The organism is Streptomyces sp. NPDC088910 (assembly GCF_044749865.1).
Lineage (GTDB): Bacteria > Actinomycetota > Actinomycetes > Streptomycetales > Streptomycetaceae > Actinacidiphila.
In genome coordinates this window covers 29,385-50,719 of the sequence record NZ_JBIVIV010000022.1, presented here as the reverse complement: position 1 = coordinate 50,719, position 21,335 = coordinate 29,385, and the positions used below count along the sequence as shown (strand labels likewise).

At 70.9% G+C, this 21,335-nt stretch carries 13 protein-coding genes; 9 read left to right on the top strand and 4 right to left on the bottom strand.

The window, feature by feature from the left end:
- Positions 1–73: 73 nt before the first annotated feature.
- The 4 genes from ACIP4Z_RS34400 to ACIP4Z_RS34385 form a co-directional block, all read right to left on the bottom strand.
- Positions 74–1,045, bottom strand: coding sequence for an ABC transporter permease subunit (locus ACIP4Z_RS34400; protein WP_391052374.1), 972 nt, complete (start codon positions 1,043–1,045; stop codon positions 74–76).
- A 13-nt stretch (positions 1,046–1,058) separates the two neighbouring features.
- Positions 1,059–2,315 (bottom strand): ABC transporter substrate-binding protein, encoded by a 1,257-nt coding sequence (locus ACIP4Z_RS34395; protein ID WP_401314422.1) that lies wholly within the window; start codon positions 2,313–2,315, stop codon positions 1,059–1,061.
- A gap of 214 nt (positions 2,316–2,529) precedes the next feature.
- A complete protein-coding gene (locus ACIP4Z_RS34390; protein ID WP_401314420.1) occupies positions 2,530–3,537 on the bottom strand; it encodes a LacI family DNA-binding transcriptional regulator in 1,008 nt (335 codons plus the stop codon).
- Between the two features lie 146 nt (positions 3,538–3,683).
- The gene (locus ACIP4Z_RS34385) at positions 3,684–5,159 is read right to left on the bottom strand and encodes an MFS transporter (RefSeq protein WP_401314418.1); all 1,476 of its coding nucleotides are present in this window, start codon (positions 5,157–5,159) and stop codon (positions 3,684–3,686) included.
- 537 nt (positions 5,160–5,696) lie between these two features.
- Here ACIP4Z_RS34385 and ACIP4Z_RS34380 point away from each other — a divergent pair.
- From ACIP4Z_RS34380 to ACIP4Z_RS34340, 9 genes are all read left to right on the top strand, one after another.
- Complete coding sequence (locus tag ACIP4Z_RS34380) at positions 5,697–6,431, top strand: YoaK family protein (RefSeq protein WP_355345862.1); 735 nt, start codon at positions 5,697–5,699, stop codon at positions 6,429–6,431.
- Positions 6,432–6,579: 148 nt separating this feature from the next.
- Positions 6,580–6,909, top strand: coding sequence for a YciI family protein (locus tag ACIP4Z_RS34375; RefSeq protein WP_401314415.1), 330 nt, complete (start codon positions 6,580–6,582; stop codon positions 6,907–6,909).
- 42 nt (positions 6,910–6,951) lie between these two features.
- Entirely contained in the window at positions 6,952–8,349 is a 1,398-nt protein-coding gene (locus ACIP4Z_RS34370) for an RNA polymerase sigma factor (RefSeq protein ID WP_401314413.1), read from the top strand.
- A 243-nt stretch (positions 8,350–8,592) separates the two neighbouring features.
- Entirely contained in the window at positions 8,593–9,846 is a 1,254-nt protein-coding gene (locus ACIP4Z_RS34365; protein WP_401314411.1) for a glycoside hydrolase family 3 N-terminal domain-containing protein, read from the top strand.
- Between the two features lie 290 nt (positions 9,847–10,136).
- On the top strand, positions 10,137–11,327 hold the full coding sequence (locus tag ACIP4Z_RS34360; RefSeq protein WP_401314443.1) for an EfeM/EfeO family lipoprotein: 1,191 nt from the start codon (positions 10,137–10,139) through the stop codon (positions 11,325–11,327).
- Entirely contained in the window at positions 11,324–12,601 is a 1,278-nt protein-coding gene (gene efeB, locus ACIP4Z_RS34355; protein ID WP_401314409.1) for an iron uptake transporter deferrochelatase/peroxidase subunit, read from the top strand. Before ACIP4Z_RS34360 ends, efeB begins: the two co-directional genes overlap by 4 nt.
- A gap of 182 nt (positions 12,602–12,783) precedes the next feature.
- Positions 12,784–14,763, top strand: coding sequence for an alkaline phosphatase family protein (locus ACIP4Z_RS34350; RefSeq protein WP_401314407.1), 1,980 nt, complete (start codon positions 12,784–12,786; stop codon positions 14,761–14,763).
- 493 nt (positions 14,764–15,256) lie between these two features.
- Complete coding sequence (locus ACIP4Z_RS34345; protein ID WP_355345842.1) at positions 15,257–17,866, top strand: discoidin domain-containing protein; 2,610 nt, start codon at positions 15,257–15,259, stop codon at positions 17,864–17,866.
- 439 nt (positions 17,867–18,305) lie between these two features.
- Complete coding sequence (locus ACIP4Z_RS34340) at positions 18,306–21,266, top strand: glycoside hydrolase family 3 C-terminal domain-containing protein (protein WP_401314405.1); 2,961 nt, start codon at positions 18,306–18,308, stop codon at positions 21,264–21,266.
- The last annotated feature ends 69 nt before the right edge of the window (positions 21,267–21,335 follow it).

Sequence of the window (21,335 nt, the reverse complement as noted above, 5' to 3'; positions counted from 1 at the left end):
ACCGCGAGGATCAGCAGCGCGATCACGGTGTTCAGCGGGCGGGTGAACCGGCGCGCGCCGGTGGCGGGGGCGCTCACCGTCCCGCCCGCCGCTGCTCACGGGTGCTGCGCAGATAGACCGCGGCGAAGACCACCGCGACCACGATGAGCAGGTTGCCCACCGCCGCGCCCCGCCCGAACAGCAGTTGCTGGAAGGAGAGGTTGTACGCGTAGGTGGTCAGCGTCTGCGAGGACCCGGCGGGGCCGCCCTGGGTGAGGATCATGATCACGTCGAAGACCTTGATGGTGTAGATCAGCCCCAGCGTCAGCACCACGGCGGTGACCGGCCGCAGCAGCGGGAGCGTGATGTGCCGGAAGCGGCGCCAGGCGTTCGCGCCGTCCAGCGACGCGGCCTCGTACAGCTCCCCCGGAATGCTCTGGAGTCCGCCGTAGAGGATCACCATGTTGAAGGGGATGCCGACCCAGATGTTGACCAGCGTCACGGCGATCAGCGAGTCGTGGGTGCTGGCGAGCCACGGGATCGGATGGCCCGTCAGACCCAGGCTCAGCAGCGCGTGGTTGAGCACGCCCGAGTCGGTGTCGAGGATCCAGCGCCAGGCGGTGCCCGAGACCACCAGCGGGAGCAGCCAGGGGATCAGCAGCAGCGAGCGCAGCGGGCCGCCCAGCGGGAAGGACCGGTTGAAGAAGACCGCGAGGGCCAAGCCGATGGCGAACTGGAAGGCCAGCGAACCGGCCGTGAACAGCACGGTGTTGACGACAGTGCGGGAGAAGTGGCTGTCGTGGAGGACAGCCGTGTAGTTGTCCCAGCCGACGTACGGCGCGACGCCGGTGTAGAAGGAGGAGACGGTGTAGTTCTGGAAGCCCATCCGGACGTTGCCGGCCAGCGGGTACAGATAGAAGCCGAGGACGTAGAGCCAGGCGGGGGCGATGAAGGCGAAGGCCGCCCAGCGGCCGGTGCGGCGCCGGGGGCGGCGGCCGTGGCCGTCCTGCCGGGCGGCGACGGGCTTCGCCCGTGCCACCGGGGCGTTGCGGACAGTGGTGGACATCGGTCGGCCCCGCCTAGTTCCGCGCGGAGCGCTGCGCCTGGGCGAGCGCGGACTGCGGGCTGGTGCCGCCCGCGAGCGCGGCCTGGATCGCGTCGGCGAGCGCCTGGCTGACCTTGGGGTAGTCGGTGCCCAGTTCCGTGGTCCTGGCCCGCGCGGTGCCGACCTCCGCCACGAAGGCCGCCAACTGCGGCTGACTGGTCGCCAGTTGCGCGGCGGCCTGCTGGTTGCTGGGGATGTAGCCCGCGTCCTTGGACCACTTCAGGCTCTCCTCCTGGCCGAGCAGGCACTTCACCACGGAGACGGCCTTGGCCTCGCGCGCCGCGTTGCTGTGCCCGACCGTCCAGACCTCGCCCCCCAGCGGCACGACCGGCTTCGCGGAGGGATCGGGCACCGGTATGGGCACCACGCCGAAGCGCAGGTCCTTGGCCGCGTTGAGCGTGGGGAGCTGCCAGGGGCCGTTCACCATCATCGCCGCGTTCCCGGCGAGGAACTGGTCGTTGACGTCCGCCTGCGTCCAGGTGACCACCGACTTGGAGGCCGAGCCCGTACCGACCAGGTCCTTCCACAGCGTGAGCGCCTTGACGGCCTGCGGCGAGTCCAGCGCCTTCAGGCTGGCGCCCGCGGTCCAGAAGAAGGGCTCGAACTGGAAGCTGCCCTCCTCGGTGCCGACCGCGCTGAACGCGACGCCGTAGCGGGAGCCCTTGGTAAACTTCTTCGCCGCGGCGGTCAGTTCGTCCCAGGTCTTCGGCGGCGTGAGCCCCGCCCGGGTGAACAGGTCCTTGTTGTAGTAGAGCGCCAGGCCGTTGACGCCCGGCGCGATCCCGTACGTCTGGCCGTCGTACTGCCCCGCGGCGACGATCGACGGGTACAGGCCCTCGGTGGTCAGTCCGGCCTTCGACAGCGACACCAGGCCCCCGGTGGCGGCCAGTTGCTGGAGGTCGGGGTTGTCGATCAGCGCCAGGTCGGGGAGGGTGCGGGCCGATGCCTGCTGGAGCAGTTTCGGCATGAACTGGGCGCGCGGCACCTGCTGGTGCTTGATGTGCACGCCGGACTTGGCGGCGCACTCGTCGAGTATCCGCGGCAGTTGGGTGTTCTGCGGCGCCGCGTCGTAGTAGTCGATCTCCGTCAGCGTGTCGGAGCCGGAGCCCGAACTGCCGGAGCCGGTGCCGCAGGCGGCCAGCACGAGCACCCCGGCGGCGGCCAGCGCCGCCAGCGTGCCGGGTCGGGCGGCGGTGCGGGAGAGGCGGGGGAAGGGGAGGGAGCGGCTCATCGACGTGCCTTTCGAATTGATTCGACAGTGGCGCCGCGGGCACGGGACCGCCCACCGGTCCGCGCCGTGCGTGAGGGAGTGTGGGCAAGGAAACGCAGAGGGTGGTGCGGTGTGACACCGGGTCGGTGCGGTGACACCGGGTCGGTGCGGTGACACCGGGTCAGAGCGGAGGCGCCCGGTCAGAGCGGAGGCGGTAAGCGCCGGTGGACGCGCCTCAGCGGGCTGGACCCGTACTGCCGCGCACCTTCAGCGTCGGGGCGAGCAGCGTGCTCGCGGGCAGCTCCTCGCCCTTGATCCGCCGGGCCAGGCTGCGTACGGCCGCCCTGGCCAGTTCCTCGGCGGGCAGCGACACCGAGGTCAGCGACGGGGTGCACCGCTCGGCCTCGTCGTCGGGACAGATCGCGATGACGGAGATGTCGCGCGGGACCGCGCACCCCATACCGGCGAGCCGGTCCATCACCAGCGGCAGCACGCGCTCGTTGTAGACGATCAGCGCGGTCAGTTCGGGCTCGCGGGTCAGCAGGTCGTCCAGCGCGCGGACCACCCCGCCGGGAGCGGGCTCGCACGCGGCCCAGACCGCGGTCCTGCCCCCGCTCTCCAGCGCGGCCAGCACCGACTCGCGGGCGTGCACCGCGTAGGCCACGTCACGGCCGAATGCCTCGGGCGCCTGCCCGAGGTAGCCGACCCGGGTGTGGCCCGACTCGTGCAGATGCTCCGCGCAGGCCCGCGCGGCCAGCGCGAAGTCGAAGTCGACGCGCGGCAGTCCGTGCGGGTCGTCCGGCGTGCCGACCAGCACCGCGGGGCACTTCAACTCGGTGAGCAGCGGGATCCTGGGGTCCTGCCGCTGCACCTCCATCAGCATCACGCCGTCGACGAGCGCGCTGGCGACCGCGTCCCTGATGGCCGCCTCACCGTCGTCGTCGGTCAGCATCAGCACCTTGAGCCCGCTGTCCTGGGCCGCGGTGAGGGCGGCCCAGACGTACGGCATCTGCACCTGGTTGTGCGGGCCGTAGACCATCGGCAGGGCCATCGCGATCACACCGGTGCGGCGGGTGCGGATGGACCGCGCCCCGGCGTGCGGCCTGAACCCCAGCGTCTCGATGCTCAGTTCGACGCGCCTGATGGTCTCGGGCGAGATGGTCCGGTTGCCGCTCAGGACGTACGACACCGTGCTGCGCGAAACGCCCGCGTGCCGCGCCACATCCGCGATCGTCACCGTCATGACCGACTCCGAGTCCCTCGACTGTCGAACTGATTCGATTCGTTCGATTGGCGGTGAACGTAGCACCGGCTCCGGGCCCCGGACAAGACAGTGGACGCGACCGGAATCCGGCCGCGTCCACTCGATTCGCCCCGCGGGGCCTGCCGCTAGGCGGAGGCGGACGCCGGTTCGGCGGACGACAGCGGGGTGGCGATGTCCTCGAGCGAGCGGCCCTCGGCCTTGACCGCGAGCACCGCCGCGACCAGGCCCGCCGCGCACATCAGGGACGCGCCGATCACGAAGGCCAGCACGGTGTCGTCCACGACACCGGACTTGGTGAGGTCGGCGAAGACCAGCGGACCGCTGATGCCGCCGGCGGCCGTACCGATCGCATAGAAGAAGGCGATGGCCATCGCGCGGGTCTCCATCGGGAAGATCTCCGAGACGGTCAGATACGCGCTGCTGGCACCGGCGGAGGCGAAGAACAGCACGACGCACCAGCACGCGGTCATCGTCGTGGCGTCCAGCGAGCCGCGGTGGAAGAGCCACGCCGTGCCGAACAGCAGGATGCCGGAGATCAGATACGTCGAGGAGATCATGACCCGGCGGCCGACGGTGTCGAAGAGCTTGCCGAGCAGCAGCGGACCGAGGAAGTTGCCCGCCGCGATGACCGCGAAGTAGTAGCCGGTCTTGCCGGTCGAGACGCCGAAGAAGGTGGTGAGGATGGAGCCGAACCCGAAGGTGATGGCGTTGTAGAGGAACGCCTGGCCGATGAAGAGCGACAGGCCGAGCACCGCGCGCTTGGGGTACTTGTGGAAGACGGTCTTGGCGATCAGCCCGAACCCGATGCTCTTGCGCTGGTGGATGGTGATCGAGTTCTTGGCGCGCGGCAGCCGCTCGCCCTTCTCCTCCTCGATCTCCCGCTCGACCGTGCCGACCAGTTGGTCCGCCTCGTCGCCGTAGCCGTGGATGAACTGCCAGCGCGGGCTCTCCGGCACGTGCCGCCGTACCACCAGGATCACCAGACCGAGGACGACGCCGAGGGCGAAGGTGAGCCGCCAGCCGACGTCCTTGGGGAAGATGTCGGTGTTCAGCGCGACGATCGACAGCAGCGAGCCGCCGATGGCGCCGAGCCAGTAACTGCCGTTGATGATCAGGTCGACCCGGCCGCGGAATCGGGACGGGATCAGTTCGTCGATGGCCGAGTTGATCGCCGCGTACTCGCCGCCGATGCCGAAGCCGGTCAGGAAGCGGAAGGTGAAGAACCACCAGGGCTGGAAGGACAGCGCGGTCATCGCGGTCGCGGTGAGGTAGACCGCGAGGGTGACCATGAAGAGCTTCTTGCGGCCGAAGCGGTCGGTCAGCCAGCCGAAGAACAGCGCGCCCGCGCAGGAACCCGCCACGTAGAGCGCGGCGGCGATGCCCGTGATCTGGGCGGACGTGATCGACAGCCCGCTGCCCTGTTCGGAGATCCGCCCGGCGATGTTGCCGACGGTGGTCACCTCGAGGCCGTCGAGGATCCACACGGTGCCCAGGCCGATCACGATCATCCAGTGCCAGCGCGACCACGGCAGCCGGTCGAGGCGCGCGGGGACGTCGGTGGTGATCGTGCCGCCGGACGCGGCTTCCGGCGCTGACGCCATGGGTCCCTCCTTCATGAGCCGTACCGACGGCTCGACGTGAGCCGGTCCGACAGCCCGGTCCGAGCCGGGCCGACGGCCCGACCTTTGCGCGGCTGCCCCCTTGACGTGCCGTCATGCCGCGCCGCTGCTCGCGCGCTCCAGGATCGCCACGTCGCGGGCCAGTCTCACACCGGCGCGGGCCCGTACGGCGCCGACAGCCCGCGCGTCCCCCGTATGCCACGCGCGGCACGGCTGACGTGCCCGTTCGGGCGCGGGAGCGGGCACCGGCACGGCTGTGGGCGGTCCGCTTGTCGGTACGGGCGCGGACCGATCTTCGTACCGGCGCGGCCTGGCTTTCGGACCCGCGCGGGCTGGCTTTCGGACCGGCGCGGACCGACTTTCATACGGGCGCGGACCGCTCTTCGTACCGGCGCGGCACGGCGTTCGTACGGGCGACGGCCCGCTTACGGCGGAAGGTCCCGCGCGGCGGGGGGTCTGACGGGCTGCGGGGCGGGACCATGGGTCGCCCAGGGAACGCATGATCGGAGGACGGCCGCCGTGAACTCCACGCTCCGCGAGGCCCGCGACACGCTCGTACCCGACTTCGGCGGGCGGCACGGGCCGCTGCCGCCGCTGCTGCTCGGGCTCACCGTCGTGACCGGGCTGGTCGACGCCTTCAGCTATCTGGCGCTGGGCCGGGTCTTCGTCGCGAACATGACGGGCAACGTCGTCTTCATGGCCTTCTCGCTCGCCGGTTCCAGCGGCTTCTCGCTGACCGCCTCCGTCCTGTCGCTGCTCTCCTTCGCCGTGGGCGCGCTGGCCGCGGGTCGGCTGGCCAACCGTGTCGTGCGGCACCGGGCGCGGCTGCTGCTCGCGGTGACGGCCGGACAGGCACTGCTCGTCCTGGTCTGTTACGTGGTCGGCGAGCTGGTCGACCTGCCGGCCGCCGGGTGGAGCCGCTGGTGCCTGGTCGTGCTGCTGGGCTTCGCGATGGGCGGGCAGAACGCGGTGGTACGGCGGCTGGCCGTGCCCGACCTGACGACCACGGTGCTGACCCTGACCATCACCGGCGTGGCCTCGGACAGCCGCCTGGCGGGCGGCGAGACAAGCAAGGCGGGGCGCAGGCTGCTCTCGGCGGCGGCGATGTTCCTCGGGGCCCTGGCCGGTGCCGCGCTGATCGGGCACGGGCACCGGGCGCTGCCGCTGCTCATCGCCGGTGCGGCGCTGGTCGCGGTGGCGGTGGCGTTGTTCCCGCACCGGCGCTCGGCGCTCGGCTGGACGGCGGCGGCGTGACGCGGACGCGGCTCGTGCCGAAGTTCTTTCCGCCCGGTGTAGTTTCCGGCGGTTCCCGATCGTCGTAGGGGTGGACGCACGGGAGGAAGAGGCCCGTGGCCGCCGGAGGCATCGCGACCTCCGGAGTGACCGGAGAAGGAGAAGGACCATGAAGTATCTGCTGCTCATCTGCGACGACGGATCGCTGGCCGACGCGCCCGAGGAGGAGATGGACGCGATGCCGTGGGTCGCCGAGACGACCCGCAACGGCACCCGGCTGCTGGGCAGCCGCATCCGTCCGGCGCAGGACGCGACCACCGTACGGTTCAAGGACGGCGCGCCGCTGATCACGGACGGGCCCTTCGCCGAGACGAAGGAGCAGATCTGCGGCTTCGACATCATCGACTGCGCCGATCTGGACGAGGCGATCACGATCGCCGCGAAGCATCCGGTGGCGCGGTACGGGATGGTCGAGGTGCGGCCGTTCTGGACGGAGTGACGCGAGCCGCGGGCTGACGAGGTGGCGGGGCGGAGTGAGGCGATGACGGGTCGGGACGCGGAGTCCTGGGCGGTGACCGGGGCACACGGGGACTCCGGGCGCGGACAGGCGCGTCCCCCGTCGGGGCCGCGCCGCCCCGACCCCGTCAAGGACGCCGTCGCCGCGGCCTGGTCAGAGGAGTGGGGCCGGGTCGTGGCGGCGGTGATCGGCATGACCGGCGACTGGGACCTCGCGGAGGAGTGCGCGCAGGACGCCTTCGCGCGGGCGCTGGAGCGCTGGCCGGTCGACGGTGTGCCGCGCAGGCCCGGCGCCTGGCTGACCACCACCGCCCGCAACCGCGCCCTGGACCGGCTGCGCAGGGCGGCGAACGAGAAACGCAAGCTGCGGGAGGCGGCCGTGCTGACCCCGGTGGACGACGCCCTCCCGCCGCCCGGGAACGACGACGATCCCGTACCGGACGACCGGCTGCGGCTGATCTTCACCTGCTGCCACCCCGCGCTGCCGCTGCCGTCCCGCGTCGCGCTGACCCTGCGCACCCTGACCGGGCTGAGCACGGCGGAGATCGCGCGGGCCTTCCTGGTGCCCGAGGGCACGATGGGACAGCGGCTCACCCGTGCCAAGAGCAAGATCCGGCACGCGGGCATCCCCTTCCGCGTGCCGCCGCGCGACCTGCTCCCGGAGCGGACCTCCGCCGTACTCGCCGTGCTGTACCTGCTGTTCAACGCCGGTTACGCGCCCGGCGCCGACACGGCGGACAGCGCCGACCAGCGGCGCGTCACGGCCGAGGCGATCCGGCTGGCCCGGCTGCTGGCCGCGCTGCTGCCGTACGAGCCGGAGGCGCGCGGCCTGCTCGCGCTGATGCTGCTGCACGACGCGCGCGCCGCCGCCCGTACCGACGCGGCCGGTGACCTGGTGCCGCTCGACGAGCAGGACCGTACGGCCTGGGACCGGGACGAGATCGCCGAGGGGCTCGCCGTCGTGGAGGACGCCCTGCTCGCCCGCCGCCCGGGGCCGTACCAGGTCCAGGCCGCCATCGCCGCCTGTCACGCGAGCGCCGCCGAGGCCGCCGCCACCGACTGGCCGCAGATCGCGCTCCTCTACGGCGAACTGGCGCGCATGACGCCGGGCCCCGTGGTCGAGCTCAACCGCGCGGTCGCCGTCGCCATGGCCCGCGGGCCCGCCGCGGGCCTCGCCCTGGTCGACGCCCTCACCGCGAGCGGCCGACTCGACGGCTACCACCTGCTCCCCGCCACCCGCGCCGACCTGCTGCGCCGTCTCGGCCGCTCCGACGCCGCCGCCGACGCCTACCGCGAGGCCATCGCCCTCTCCTCCACCCCGCCGGAACGCCGTTTCCTCCTCCGCCGCCTGGCCGAGGTCGAATCCGGCACCGGAACGTCCGGCTCGACGCCTCCCCCCGCCCCGGACCCGGCCGACGGCTGACGGCCGCTCCGACGCCTCCCCCCGGGTAAGGGCCTTGCCGGGGCGTGTCACACCCATCGCGGGGGTTTCTCCAGGTCACATGAGACAACTGGTGCCTCAGGGGGAAGGGGATGAGTGCATACGTTCCGTTTCCGTGTGATCGAAAAGGTGTGAGGTCTTCCCGTGCGTCTGCCGACTGCTCCTGGTGCCGCCAGCCGAACGTCCCGCTCGCGACGGCGTGGGGTGGGGCTCGCGGTGGGGCTGATGGTCACTGTCGCGGCCTGTTCCAACGGGGGCGGGAGCGGTGACACGTCGGCCACGTCCGTGGCGCCCGGTACGACGTCGGCGTCGCCCAGCGCGGCGCCGACGACCACGGCCACGTCGGCCCGCCCGTCGGCGTCACCGTCGCCCAGCACGACGCGCGCCACTCCCGTACCGCCGCCCGCGGCGAGCACGACCAAGGCGCAGGCGAGCTGCGTGGACCGGACGGCGGGCGCGATGTCGACCGCCCAGCGCGTCGGGCAGCTCTTCATGTCGGCCGTGACGTCCACCGGGATGACCGGCTCCGAGGCGTCGGCGATCACGCAGGGCAAGGTGGGCGCGGTCATCCTGATGGGCCACACCTCGGCGGGCACGCAGGCGGTCAAGGGGGTCACCGACCGGGTGCGGACGCTCGCCACCTCCGTCAAGGGCTCGAATCTGCGGCTGCTGGTCTCCACCGACCAGGAGGGCGGCGAGGTCCAGGTGCTCAACGGCCCCGGCTTCTCCAGCATGCCGAACGCGGTCACGCAGGGTCAGTGGTCCGCGTCGCGGCTCCGGCAGGAGGCGGCGACGTGGGCGGGCCAGCTCAAGGCGGCCGGGGTGAACATGAACCTGGCACCGGTCGCGGACACGGTCCCGGCGGACCTGGTGGGCGTCAACGCGCCGATCGGCGAGCTGCACCGGGAGTACGGAAACGATCCCGCGACCGTCGCCACGCACAGCGACGCGTTTCTGCTCGGCATGCGGCAGTCCGGGGTCGTTCCCACGGCCAAGCACTTTCCCGGCCTCGGCCGGGTCCGCGGCAACACCGACCTGACGGCGGGCGTCACGGACACGGTGACCACCCGTAACGACTCCTACCTCCAGCCGTTCCGCAGCGCCATCCAGGCGGGCACGCCGTTCATCATGGTCTCGTCGGCGACCTACACGAAGATCGACCCCGACAACCAGGCGGTCTTCTCGCGCATCGTCCTGCACGACCTGCTGCGCACCCAGCTCGGCTTCAAGGGCGCGGTCATCTCCGACGACATCGGCGCGGCCGTCGCCGTCAGCGACCGTACCCCCGCGCAGCGCGCGCTGGACTTCTTCGCCGCGGGCGGCAACATGCTGCTGACGGTCCGGCCGAGCGACATCGCGCCGATGACCGCCGCCGTCATCGACCGGCTCCCGAAGGACGCGACGCTGCGCGCCGCGGTCGACGACAGCCTGCACCGCATCCTGACCGCCAAGGTCAACGCGGGCCTGCTGAGCTGCTGAGGCGCCACGCGTGACGGTGCCGCTAAAGCGCTACGGTGCTCCGGGCGCGAACCGGCACTTCACCGGCCGGGACCCGACCGAAAACCCCAGCAAGGGTGCCCTTATGTGACCCAAGGGTGAACTGCCGGGGAATTGTGGATTCCTGACCTTGGCGCAGGTGGGTGCGCGGTCGTGAGGTGCTTAGCATGAACGGCGCCCCGTTCCACTGCACCGACATCTGGAGGTCCGGTGTGTCCGCCGAACCAGACGGCATAGCTCCGCCGCCACCGAACCGACTCCGCCGCGTGCCGATGTGGCAGGTGGCCGCGGCCGGGCTCGCCGTCGCCGGAGCGGTCACCGCGGCGGTGCTCACCGTCGGCGGCGGTGGCGGTCACACCGACAAGCACGCCGCTCCCGCCACCGCGTCGGACGGTCTGCGGCACACGGCGGTGGACGCGTCCACGGGCGGCTGCGGCCGGGGCTGGATCACGCCGAAGCCGGGCACGCAGGTCTTCGACCTGCGCAACACCGGTGCGAGCGCCACCGAGGTCTATCTGACCGACCCGCGCAGCGGGAAGGTCTACGGCGAGGTGGAGGGCCTGGCGCCGGGCATCACCCGGCCGATGGCGGTGGACCTGGGCAGCGGCTCGTACGCGTTCAAGTGCCTCCAGGAGGACACCGACGCGGTCACCGGGCCGACCGTCGTCGTACCGGGCAGGGCTCCCCGGGGTCCGGCCGCGGTGCCGGTCACCCAGCACGATCTGATCCCGCCGACGCTGGCGTACCAGCGGTGGGTCGGCGCCCGGATCGACGACCTCGCCCGCGGCGTCGGCGCCCTCAGGTCGGACATCGACGGCGGCGATCTGACCGCGGCCCGCCGCGACTGGCTGAGCGCGCACCTGGTCTACGAGCGGATGGGCGCCGCGTACGGCACCTTCGGCGACGCGGACGGCGCGATCAACGGCACGGCCTCGCTCACGCCTGGCTCGGTCGCCTCCGCGGACTTCACCGGCTTCCACCGGATCGAGTACGGGCTGTGGCACGGCGCCTCCGCCGACTCGCTGCGCGGCCCGGCCGCCGCGCTGGTCAAGAACGTGGCGACGCTGCGCGACGGCTGGTCGCAGGAGCGGATGGACCCGGCCGACCTGGGACTGCGCGCGCACGAGATCGTGGAGAACGCCGAGCAGTTCGAGCTGACCGGCCGTACGGACTACGGCAGCGGTACGAATCTGGCCACGGCCCGCGCGAATCTCGACGGTACGGAGGAACTGCTCGGCCGGCTGCACGCCCTGCTCGCCCCGCGCGACCCGCGGACCGCCGAGCTCGACGCTTCGCTGAAGCGCGCGGAGCGCGACCTGGACGCCGCGCACCACGGTGGGACGTGGACGCCGCTCGACAAGCTGACACACGATCAGCGCCAGCGGATCAACGCCGACTTCGGCGATCTGCTCGAACAACTCGCCCCGGTGGCGACGATCTTCGATGTACGGAGGACGGCATGACGGACACGCACGGGCCCGTGGCGGGCGCGGGCGACCTGCGGCGGCGCGGCTTTCTGCGCGGCGCGGCGCTCGGTGTGGGCGCCGTCGGCGCGGTGGCCGGTGGCGCCGCCGCGCTGACGGGCGCGACCGCTTCCGCCGCCGGCCCGGCCCCGGCCCCGGCGGCACGCGCGAACGCCGACTTCCACGGCCCGCACCAGGCGGGCGTCACGCGGCCGGTGCAGCAGTCCTCGCTCTTCCTGTCCTTCGACGTCACCGCCGCCGACCGGCGTGAACTGACCGAGCTGCTGCACACCGTCACCGACCGGGCGAGGTTCCTGACCGGCGGCGGCACACCCGCGGCGCTCGGCATCACGGACTCGCCGTCGGACAGCGGCACGCTGGGCCCGAAGGTGCCGGGCGACGGTCTGACCGTCACCGTCGGGGTGGGCGCTTCGCTCTTCGACGAGCGGTTCGGGCTCAAGGACCGCAAGCCGCTGCGGCTGAGCACGATGCCCGCGTTCGAGGACGACGACCTCCAACCCGACTGGTGCCACGGGGACGTGAGCCTCCAGCTCTCCGCGCCCCACCCGGACACGGCGCTGCACGCGCTGCGCGACATCGCCCGGCACACCCGCGGCGGGATGCAGGTGCGCTGGCGGCTGGACGGTTTCACCAGCCCGCCGCGGCCCAGCGGCACACCGCGCAACCACATGGGTTTCAAGGACGGCACCTCCAATCCGGACATCAGCGACCCGGCCACCGCGAACGAGCTGCTCTGGGTGCGGGGCGCCGGGGGCGGCGGCGAGCCCGCCTGGACGACCGGAGGCACGTACCAGGTGGTGCGGACGATCCGGATGCTGGTGGAGTTCTGGGACCGGGTCTCGATCACCGAACAGGAGCGGATGTTCGGCCGCAGCCGGGACACCGGCGCACCGCTGGACGGGACCAGGGAATTCGACACACCGCGATTCGCACAGGATCCGACCGGCGATGTGATCCCGTTGGACAGCCATATCCGGGTCGCCAATCCGCGCACCGCGCGCACCGACAACTCCCGTATTCTGCGCCGTGGTTACAACTACGACCGGGGTATGGACAGCAATGGCAACCTCGACATGGGGCTGATCTTCGTCTGTTATCAGCAGGACATCGAGCGGCAGTTCGCGGCGGTGCAAAAGCGCCTCGCGGGTGAGCCGCTGGTGGACTACATCACCCCGTTCGGCGGCGGCTATTTCTTCGTCCTGCCGGGAGTGCGCGACCGGTCCGACTGGCTCGGCAGCAGGCTGCTCGCCTGAAACCGCAGCTCAGAGTGTAAAAGCGGGGTCAAGGCTTCCTAAGATTTTACTGACCCGCTGTTCACCCGGCCTCCACCGCTGTGCCTTTGTCATGTCGCGGACCGCCATGACGATCGCGTTCGACACCGTGCACGAATGACAGCGGCACGCGCGACGCGGCACTTAGCGGAGGCTGAGAAAGTATGAGCACCACAAGCGGTTCTGGCACGAGCAGAGGGGCGGGCCCGCGCGTACGGGCCGCCCGGTGGGGGGCGTTCGCCGGAGCTGCGGCGCTCGTGCTGATGGGCGGGACGGCGGCGCCGGCCCTGGCCGACTCCCCGTCGCACAACGGCGGTGGCGGCACCGAGACGCCGATCAAGCACCTGGTGGTGATCTTCCAGGAGAACGTCTCCTTCGACCACTACTTCGGCAGCTACCCGACCGCGGCGAACACCGACGGCACGAAGTTCACGGCGGCCGGGAACACGCCGAAGAACATCGACACCCTCGCGCACGCCGGTCTGCTCAAGACCAACCCGAACCAGTACGCGCCCAAGCGGCTCTCCCCCGACCAGACCGTGACCTGCGACCAGAACCACAACTACGGCCCCGAGCAGTACGCGGCCAACGGCGGCAAGGCCGACGCGTACGTCCAGAACACCGAGACCAGCAAGTGTTCTGGCGGCCTGTTCGGCGAGCCCGGTCTGGTGATGGACTACTACGACGGCAACACCGTCACGGGCCTGTGGAACTACGCGCAGCACTACTCGCTGGGCGACAACTCGTACAGCTCCACGTACGGTCCGTCCACGCCGGGCGCGCTCAATCTGATCTCCGGTCAGACGCACGGTGTCATCTCGGTCGACCCGGCCTCGGGCACCGAGCACCCGAAGCAGACGGCGAAGCCGGACGCGTACACGGTGGTCTCCCCCGACGCCAAGGGCGTCGGCACGGTCATCAACGACCCCGACCCGGCGTTCGACGACTGCTCGGACAACAGCCACACCGGCACCAACGCGCTGGCGGTCATGCGCGGCAAGAACGTCGGCGACCTGCTGAACTCCAAGAAGGTCACCTGGGGCTGGTTCCAGGGCGGCTTCCGTCCCTCCACCGCGTGGGACGGCAAGAGCGGCGACTACGCGAGCTGCGCCAACTCCACGCACGCCAACATCGCCGGCGCGTCCTCGGTCGACTACAGCCCGCACCACTCGCCGTTCCAGTACTACGCGTCGACGTCGAACCCGCACCACCTCGCGCCGAAGAACACCGCCGAGATCGGGCACAACGGCCAGGCGAACCACAACTACGACCTGACCGACTTCGACTCCGCGCTCAAGGCGGGCAGCCTGCCCGCCGTCAGCTTCCTCAAGGCCGCCGAGTACCAGGACGGCCACGCCGCCTACTCCGACCCGACCGACGAGCAGAACTTCCTCGTCAAGGAGATCAACGCGGTCCAGGCGTCGTCCTCCTGGAAGGACACCGCGGTCGTCGTCGCGTACGACGACTCCGACGGCTGGTACGACCACGCGTACGCCAAGCCGCAGAACGGCTCGAAGGACAGCACGGTCGGCTCCAACGGCAAGGCCGTCGACAGCCCGGCGTGCCAGGCGGGTCCCGCGTCGGCCGGTGGCTACGCGGACCGCTGCGGCCCCGGCACCCGGCAGCCGCTGCTGGTCATCTCCCCGTACAGCAAGGTGAATTCGGTCGACCACACCCGCACCGAGCAGGCGTCGATCACCAGGTTCATCGAGGACAACTGGAAGACCGGCCGGGTCGGTGACGCGTCCTTCGACAGCCGCGCCAACTCGCTGGCCGGCGCGTTCGACTTCAAGCACCCGAACAACAAGCAGGTGCTGCTGAACGCCGACGGCTCCGTGAAGTCGGTCAAGGACATCGACACCCACGGCGGGGGCGGCCACGGCACCTCCGGCGGCTCCTCCTCGGGCGGCGCGAACTCGGGCGGCGCGAACTCCGGCGGGGCGAACTCCGGCGGCTCCAACGGCGGTTCGCACTCGGGCGGCTCGTCCGGCGGTCACAACGACGCCTCCACGCAGACCCTCGCGGAGACCGGCGGCACCTCTCCGGTCCTGCCGCTGGGCATCACCGCGGGCGTACTGCTCGTCGGCGGCGGGGCGCTCTACTACGCCCGCCGCGGCCGTCGCCGGTCGACCACCGCGGTCTGATCCGACGCTCTGCCCCAGGGCCGTTCCCGGTGCGCCTCGCGCGCGCCGGGAACGGCCCTTTTCGCCATCCGCCGCACATACCACCGCAGTCCACTGCGGCTTCATGCTCTGAAGGTATACGGAAGCGTTTCCGGGTCGGACCGGGGTGCGGGCGAGGTGCGACGGCGCGTCAAGCGGCCTGCCGCGCGGAGACGTCCTGACATACCCGCTGGTCACCGCAGTGCGTTCAACTTGTGTCACCAGCTACGACGGCTTTGCCCGGATTTCTGGAGCTTCCCCATTCGGGAGGACGCACTCTGTGCACAACTCTTGACATGGATGAAACACAGGGAGAACCATCGCGGTGTGCACCCGGGAGAGCGCTCTCACCTCAACAGGTGGGCGCCCGCCCGGACTTCACCGTTTCAGCAGCATCCTGTCGTCCGGCCACCGCAGTTCGGCCTGACGATCACCGACCCCTGCCCCCCCACGTGTGGAACCAGGAGAGTTGCTCATGCTCGCTCCCCCCTCCGGCTCGACGGCGCTGAGACCATCAGCACCGGCGAATCGGCGTAACACCGCCGCGGCGATCATCACGGCCCTGATCGCCTCGTTGCTCCTCTTCGTACCCTCGCACTCCGCCCGCGCGGCGGACACACTGCTCTCCCAGGGCAAGACCGCGACGGCGTCGTCGACCGAGAACGCGGGCACGCCCGCCTCGGCCGCGGTCGACGGCAACACCGGCACCCGCTGGTCCAGCGCCGCCTCCGACCCGCAGTGGCTCCAGGTCGACCTCGGCGCCACGGCGACCATCAGCTCCGTCACCCTCAACTGGGAGGCGGCGTACGCCAAGGCGTTCAAGATCCAGACCTCGGCCGACGGCACGAACTGGACCGACGCCTACTCCACCACCACCGCGACCGGTGGTGTCCAGACAGTCGCCGTAAACGCTTCCGGGCGTTATGTCCGTATGTACGGTACGGCGCGCGCGACCGGTTACGGTTACTCGCTCTGGGAGTTCCAGGTCTACGGCAGCACGGGCGGCGGGGGCAACCCGCCGGCCACCGGGACGCTGCTCTCGCAGGGCAAGACCGCCACCGCGTCCTCGACCGAGAACGCGGGCACGCCCGCCTCGGCCGCGGTCGACGGCAACGCCGGCACCCGCTGGTCCAGCGCGGCCAGCGACCCGCAGTGGCTCCAGGTCGACCTGGGCGCGTCCGCGACCATCAGCTCGGTCGCGCTCAACTGGGAGGCGGCGTACGCCAAGTCCTTCAAGATCCAGACCTCGGCCGACGGCACGAACTGGACCGACATCTACTCCACCACCACCGGCACGGGCGGCAACCAGACGCTCACCGTGACCGGCACCGGGCGCTACGTCCGGGTGTACGGCACGGTCCGCGCCACCGGATACGGCTACTCCCTGTGGGAGTTCCAGGTGTTCGGCACCGCGGGCAGCGGCGGTGGCGGCACCGGCCCGATCCAGGGCGGCGGCGACCTCGGCCCCAACGTCAAGGTCTTCGACCCGTCCACGCCCAACCTCCAGGGCCAGCTCGACCAGATCTTCGCCCAGCAGGAGTCCAACCAGTTCGGTGACGCCCGCTACCAGGTCTTCTTCAAGCCGGGTACGTACAACGGCATCAACGACCAGGTCGGCTTCTACACCTCGGTCTCCGGCCTGGGCAAGAACCCGGACGACGTCCAGATCAACGGTGACATCACCGTCGACGCGGGCTGGTTCAACGGCAACGCGACGCAGAACTTCTGGCGCTCGGTGGAGAACCTGGCCATCAAGCCGGTCAGCGGCGACGACCGCTGGGCCGTCGCGCAGGCCGCGCCGTTCCGCCGGATCCACGTCCAGGGCGGTCTGAACCTGGCACCGGCCGGTTACGGCTGGGCGAGTGGCGGCTACATCGCCGACAGCAAGATCGACGGCACCGTGGGCCCGTACTCGCAGCAGCAGTGGTACACCCGCGACAGCTCCATCGGCGGCTGGACCAACGGCGTGTGGAACATGGTGTTCTCGGGTGTGAAGGGCGCTCCGGCGCAGGGCTTCCCGAACCCGGTCTACACGACGCTGGCCACGACGCCGGAGTCGCGTGAGAAGCCGTACATGTACCTGGACGGCAACAACTACTCGGTGTTCGTGCCGAGCCTGCGGCAGAACGCGAGCGGCACCTCCTGGCCCAACACGCCGGGTACGTCGATCCCGCTGACGCAGTTCTACGTGGCGCACCCCGGCGACTCCGCGGCGACCATCAACGCGGCGCTCGCGCAGGGGCTGAACCTGCTGCTCACTCCGGGCATCTACCACGTGGACCAGCCGATCAACGTCACGCGCGCCAACACCGTCGTCCTCGGCCTCGGCTACGCCACGGTCGTCCCGGACAACGGCGTGGACGCGGTGAAGGTCGCCGACGTGGACGGCGTCCGGCTGGCGAGCTTCCTGATCGACGCCGGTGCGGGCAACTCGCCGCAGCTCCTCCAGGTCGGCGCGCCCGGTTCGTCCGCGAACCACTCGGCCAACCCGACCACGGTCCAGGACGTGTTCGCCCGGGTCGGCGGCGCGCGCGCCGCTCAGGCCCAGACCGCGTTCGAGATCAACAGCAATGACGTCATCATCGACCACACCTGGATCTGGCGTGCCGACCACGGCAGCGCGCCGACCGGCTGGAACGTCAACCCGGCCGACATCGGTCTGAAGGTCAACGGCAACAACGTGCTGGCGACCGGCCTGTTCGTGGAGCACTTCAAGAAGTACGACGTGGAGTGGTCCGGTCAGAACGGCAGGACGATCTTCTTCCAGAACGAGAAGGCCTACGACGCCCCGAACCAGGCGGCGGTCCAGAACGGCAGTATCCGCGGGTTCGCGGCCTACAAGGTGGACGACAACGTCACCACCCACGAGGGCTGGGGTCTCGGCAGCTACTGCAACTACACGGCCGATCCGTCGATCATCCAGGACCACGGCTTCGAGGCACCGACCACGGCGGGCGTGAAGTTCCACGACCTGTTGGTCGTCTCGCTCGGCGGCATGGGCCAATACGCCCACGTCATCAACAACACCGGGCCGGGCACGTCGGGCACCTCGACCGTACCGTCCACGGTGACGTCGTACCCGTAACCCCATGACGAAGGCCGTCATGGCGCCTGAGACCCCGTAGGCGCGTCGCCCCACAGGCGCGCCTACGGGCACCACCGAGTGCGAGGGGCCGCCGCCCTGTTCAGGGCGGCGGCCCTTCCGCATGTCCGGGAGCGGGCCGCACGGGTCCGGGCCGCCCGGCGCGCGCGGGCCCGGGCCGCTCGGCGCGTGCCGTCTCGGGCCGCTCGCGCGCGCCGTCTCGGGCCGACTCCGGGTGTTCGGGATCGCACCTAATCAGGGCAGTCGCGGACGCAACAGGCGGTCGTAGCGGCCGACTTCACGCAATATGGCGGCGTCGAATCTGCAATAACCCTTGACCTGTGCGCAAGTTGAGCACAATCCTCGGTGAGCACTCTTGGGCTCCATCCCCCCTGGCACGGGCGGCACCCCACACCGCCCGCCGAACCCGAACGGAGTGGCGATGAGACGACGCCCCCTGCTCTCCAGCGTGCTCGCCATCGCGGTCGCCGCGCTGGCCGCGCTGACCGCCGGACCCCTGCCCGCGCAGTCCGCGTCGGCGGTCGACGCCCGGCCGTGGATGAGCGCGGCCGACACCCCCGCGCAGCGCGCCGACGCTCTGCTGGCGCAGATGACCAACGCCGAGAAGATCACGATGATGCACGGCGGCGCGCAGTGCTCATGGGGCGCCTGCGTGGACGCCAACACCCGTCTCGGCATACCCCAGTTACGCCTCCAGGACGGCCCGGCGGGCGTCGCGGACGGCGCGGGCGGCGTCACACAGCTCCCGGCCCCGGTGGCCGCCGCGGCCTCCTGGGACCGCGATCTGGCCAAGAGCTACGGCCAGGTGATCGGCAACGAGGAGTGGGGCAAGGGCGCCAACGTGGTGCTCGGCCCGACGATCAACATCGTGCGCGACCCGCGCTGGGGCCGCGCCTTCGAGTCACTGGGCGAAGACCCCTATCTGACAGGCCAGTTGGGCGCCGCCGACATCCAGGGCATCCAGAGCCAGGGCCCGATGGCCCAGGTCAAGCACTACGCGGACTACAACCAGGAGACCAACCGCAACAACGCCTCGGACAACGTCATCATGTCCGACCGTACCCAGCGGGAGATCTACCTGCCCGCCTTCGAGGCCGCCGTCAAGCAGGGCCAGGCGTACTCGGTGATGTGTTCCTACGCCTCGGTCGCGGGCACCTTCGCCTGCGAGAACGCCCAGTTGATCCAGCAGGTGCTGGAGGGCGACCTCGGCTTCACCGGCTTCGTCACCTCCGACTGGGGCGGCACCCACTCCACGGTCGCCTCGGCCAACAACGGCCTGGACATGGAGATGAACGGCAGCGACTTCTACGGCACGGCGCTCACCAACGCGGTGGCCTCCGGCCAGGTCTCGCAGGCCACGCTCGACGGGCACGTCCGCCGCATCCTCACCGCGATGTTCGCCTCCGGGCTCTTCGACACCACGCAGACCGGCACCATCACCACGCCGGTCAGCACGGACGCGCACCGGACCACGGCCCGGCAGGTCGCCGAGGAGGGCAGCGTCCTGCTGAAGAACGCCTCCGCCGCGCTACCGCTGGGCTCGGCGAACAAGAAGATCGCCGTGATCGGCGACGACGCGGGTCCCAACGCCATGACGGCGGGCGGCGGCAGCACGCACGTCGGCTCGTCCTCGGTCGTGACCCCGTACTCGGCGCTGGTCACCCGCGCGGGCAGCGGCGCGAGCGTCAACTACGCCCAGGGGTACGCCTCCCCGAGCGGCGAGATCGTCGACAGCCCGTATCTGACGCCCTCTTCGGGCAGCGGCCACGGCCTGTACGGGCAGTTCTACAACGGGACGTCGATGGGCGGCACTCCGGTCCTCTCGCGGGTCGACCCGACGCTGAACTTCCTGTGGGGCGGCGCCTCTCCGGCGTCCGGTGTCCCGGCGACCGGCTGGTCGGCGAAGTGGACCGGCACGCTGACCCCGCCGACCACCGGCACGTACACCTTCGCCCTGACCAGTGACGACGGCAGCAGGCTGTTCGTCAACGGCCAGCAGATCATCAACAACTGGGCGAATCAGCCGACCACCACGAAGACGGGCACGGTGACGCTCACCGCGGGCCAGCCGGTCAGCGTCGAGATCGACTACTTCCAGGACGGCGGCGGCAGCGAGCTGGAACTGGGCTGGCAGATCCCCAATCAGGACCTGCACGGCGAGGCCGTCACGGCGGCGCGCAACGCGGACACCGCGATCGTCTTCGTGAACAAGGGCGAGGGCGAAGGCGCCGACATCAACGACATCTCGCTGTCCGGCGACCAGAACCAGCTCGTCACCGATGTCGCGGCGGCCAACCCCAACACCATCGTGGTCGTCAACAGCGGCTCGGCGATCGCCATGCCGTGGGCCAACTCCGTCCGGGGCATCATCGAGAACTGGTATCCGGGCCAGGAGGACGGCAACGCCATCGCCCGGCTCCTCTACGGCGACGTCAACTTCTCCGGCAAGCTGCCGGTGACCTTCCCCGCCTCCCTCGCGGACGTCCCGGCGCACACCACCGCGCAGTGGCCCGGCCAGAACAACACGGTGCAGTACAGCGAGGGCGTGAACGTCGGCTACCGCTGGTACGACTCGCAGAACAAGACCCCGGCCTACCCGTTCGGCTTCGGCCTGTCCTACACGACCTTCGGCTACTCGGGCCTGACGGTCGGCGCACCCGACGCGAACGGCAACGTCGCGGTCGGCTTCGACGTCACCAACACCGGCACACGAGCGGGCGCCGAGGTCGCCCAGGTCTACGTCGGACAGCCCGCCACCACCGGCGAACCGCCCAAGAACCTGCGCGGCTTCCAGCGGGTCAGCCTCAACCCCGGCCAGAGCCAGCACGTCACGGTCACCCTGGACGCCCGCAGCTTCCAGTACTGGACCACCACCTGGACCAACGCGGCCGGCACCAACGCCGTCTACGTCGGCTCCTCCTCCCGCGACATCCGCCTCACCGGCCAGACCACCATCCCGGGCGGCGGGACGGGGAATCCGGGCCAGAGCACCACGATCAGCCTCAAGGCCCACGCCAACAGCCAGTACGTGACGGCGGAGAACGCGGGCGCGGCGGCGCTCATCGCCAACCGTACGGCGATCGGCCCCTGGGAGACCTTCGACGCGATCGACCTCGGTTCAGGGACGGTCGCGCTGCGGGCGCACGCCAACAACAAGTACGTGACCACCCCCAACTCCGGGGCCGGTGCGCTGATCGCGAGCAGCAGTACCATCGGCGCCGCCGAGACCTTCGACCTGATCCACGACCCGGACGGCGCGGTGACGCTGCGCGCCCACTCCAACCATCAGTACGTGACGGCGGAGAACGCGGGCGCCGCCGCCCTGATCGCCAACCGTACGGCGATCGGTCCCTGGGAGGAGTTCGACCTGGTCAACGACTGACCCCGGCCGCCGGTCTCGGACACACGTGACGGCACCGGCCCCGGTGACCGGTCTCGGTGACCGCTTCGC

What these genes read in the sequence shown, in the direction of transcription:
- ACIP4Z_RS34340 (WP_401314405.1), top strand. Translation starts at nt 18,306, where the DNA reads ATGAGACGACGCCCCCTGCTCTCCAGCGTGCTCGCCATCGCGGTCGCC.
- ACIP4Z_RS34400 (WP_391052374.1), bottom strand. Translation starts at nt 1,045, where the DNA reads ATGTCCACCACTGTCCGCAACGCCCCGGTGGCACGGGCGAAGCCCGTC.
- ACIP4Z_RS34350 (WP_401314407.1), top strand. Translation starts at nt 12,784, where the DNA reads ATGAGCACCACAAGCGGTTCTGGCACGAGCAGAGGGGCGGGCCCGCGC.
- ACIP4Z_RS34395 (WP_401314422.1), bottom strand. Translation starts at nt 2,315, where the DNA reads ATGAGCCGCTCCCTCCCCTTCCCCCGCCTCTCCCGCACCGCCGCCCGA.
- ACIP4Z_RS34345 (WP_355345842.1), top strand. Translation starts at nt 15,257, where the DNA reads ATGCTCGCTCCCCCCTCCGGCTCGACGGCGCTGAGACCATCAGCACCG.
- efeB (WP_401314409.1), top strand. Translation starts at nt 11,324, where the DNA reads ATGACGGACACGCACGGGCCCGTGGCGGGCGCGGGCGACCTGCGGCGG.
- ACIP4Z_RS34365 (WP_401314411.1), top strand. Translation starts at nt 8,593, where the DNA reads ATGGTCACTGTCGCGGCCTGTTCCAACGGGGGCGGGAGCGGTGACACG.
- ACIP4Z_RS34375 (WP_401314415.1), top strand. Translation starts at nt 6,580, where the DNA reads ATGAAGTATCTGCTGCTCATCTGCGACGACGGATCGCTGGCCGACGCG.
- ACIP4Z_RS34370 (WP_401314413.1), top strand. Translation starts at nt 6,952, where the DNA reads ATGACGGGTCGGGACGCGGAGTCCTGGGCGGTGACCGGGGCACACGGG.
- ACIP4Z_RS34385 (WP_401314418.1), bottom strand. Translation starts at nt 5,159, where the DNA reads ATGGCGTCAGCGCCGGAAGCCGCGTCCGGCGGCACGATCACCACCGAC.
- ACIP4Z_RS34360 (WP_401314443.1), top strand. Translation starts at nt 10,137, where the DNA reads ATGTGGCAGGTGGCCGCGGCCGGGCTCGCCGTCGCCGGAGCGGTCACC.
- ACIP4Z_RS34390 (WP_401314420.1), bottom strand. Translation starts at nt 3,537, where the DNA reads ATGACGGTGACGATCGCGGATGTGGCGCGGCACGCGGGCGTTTCGCGC.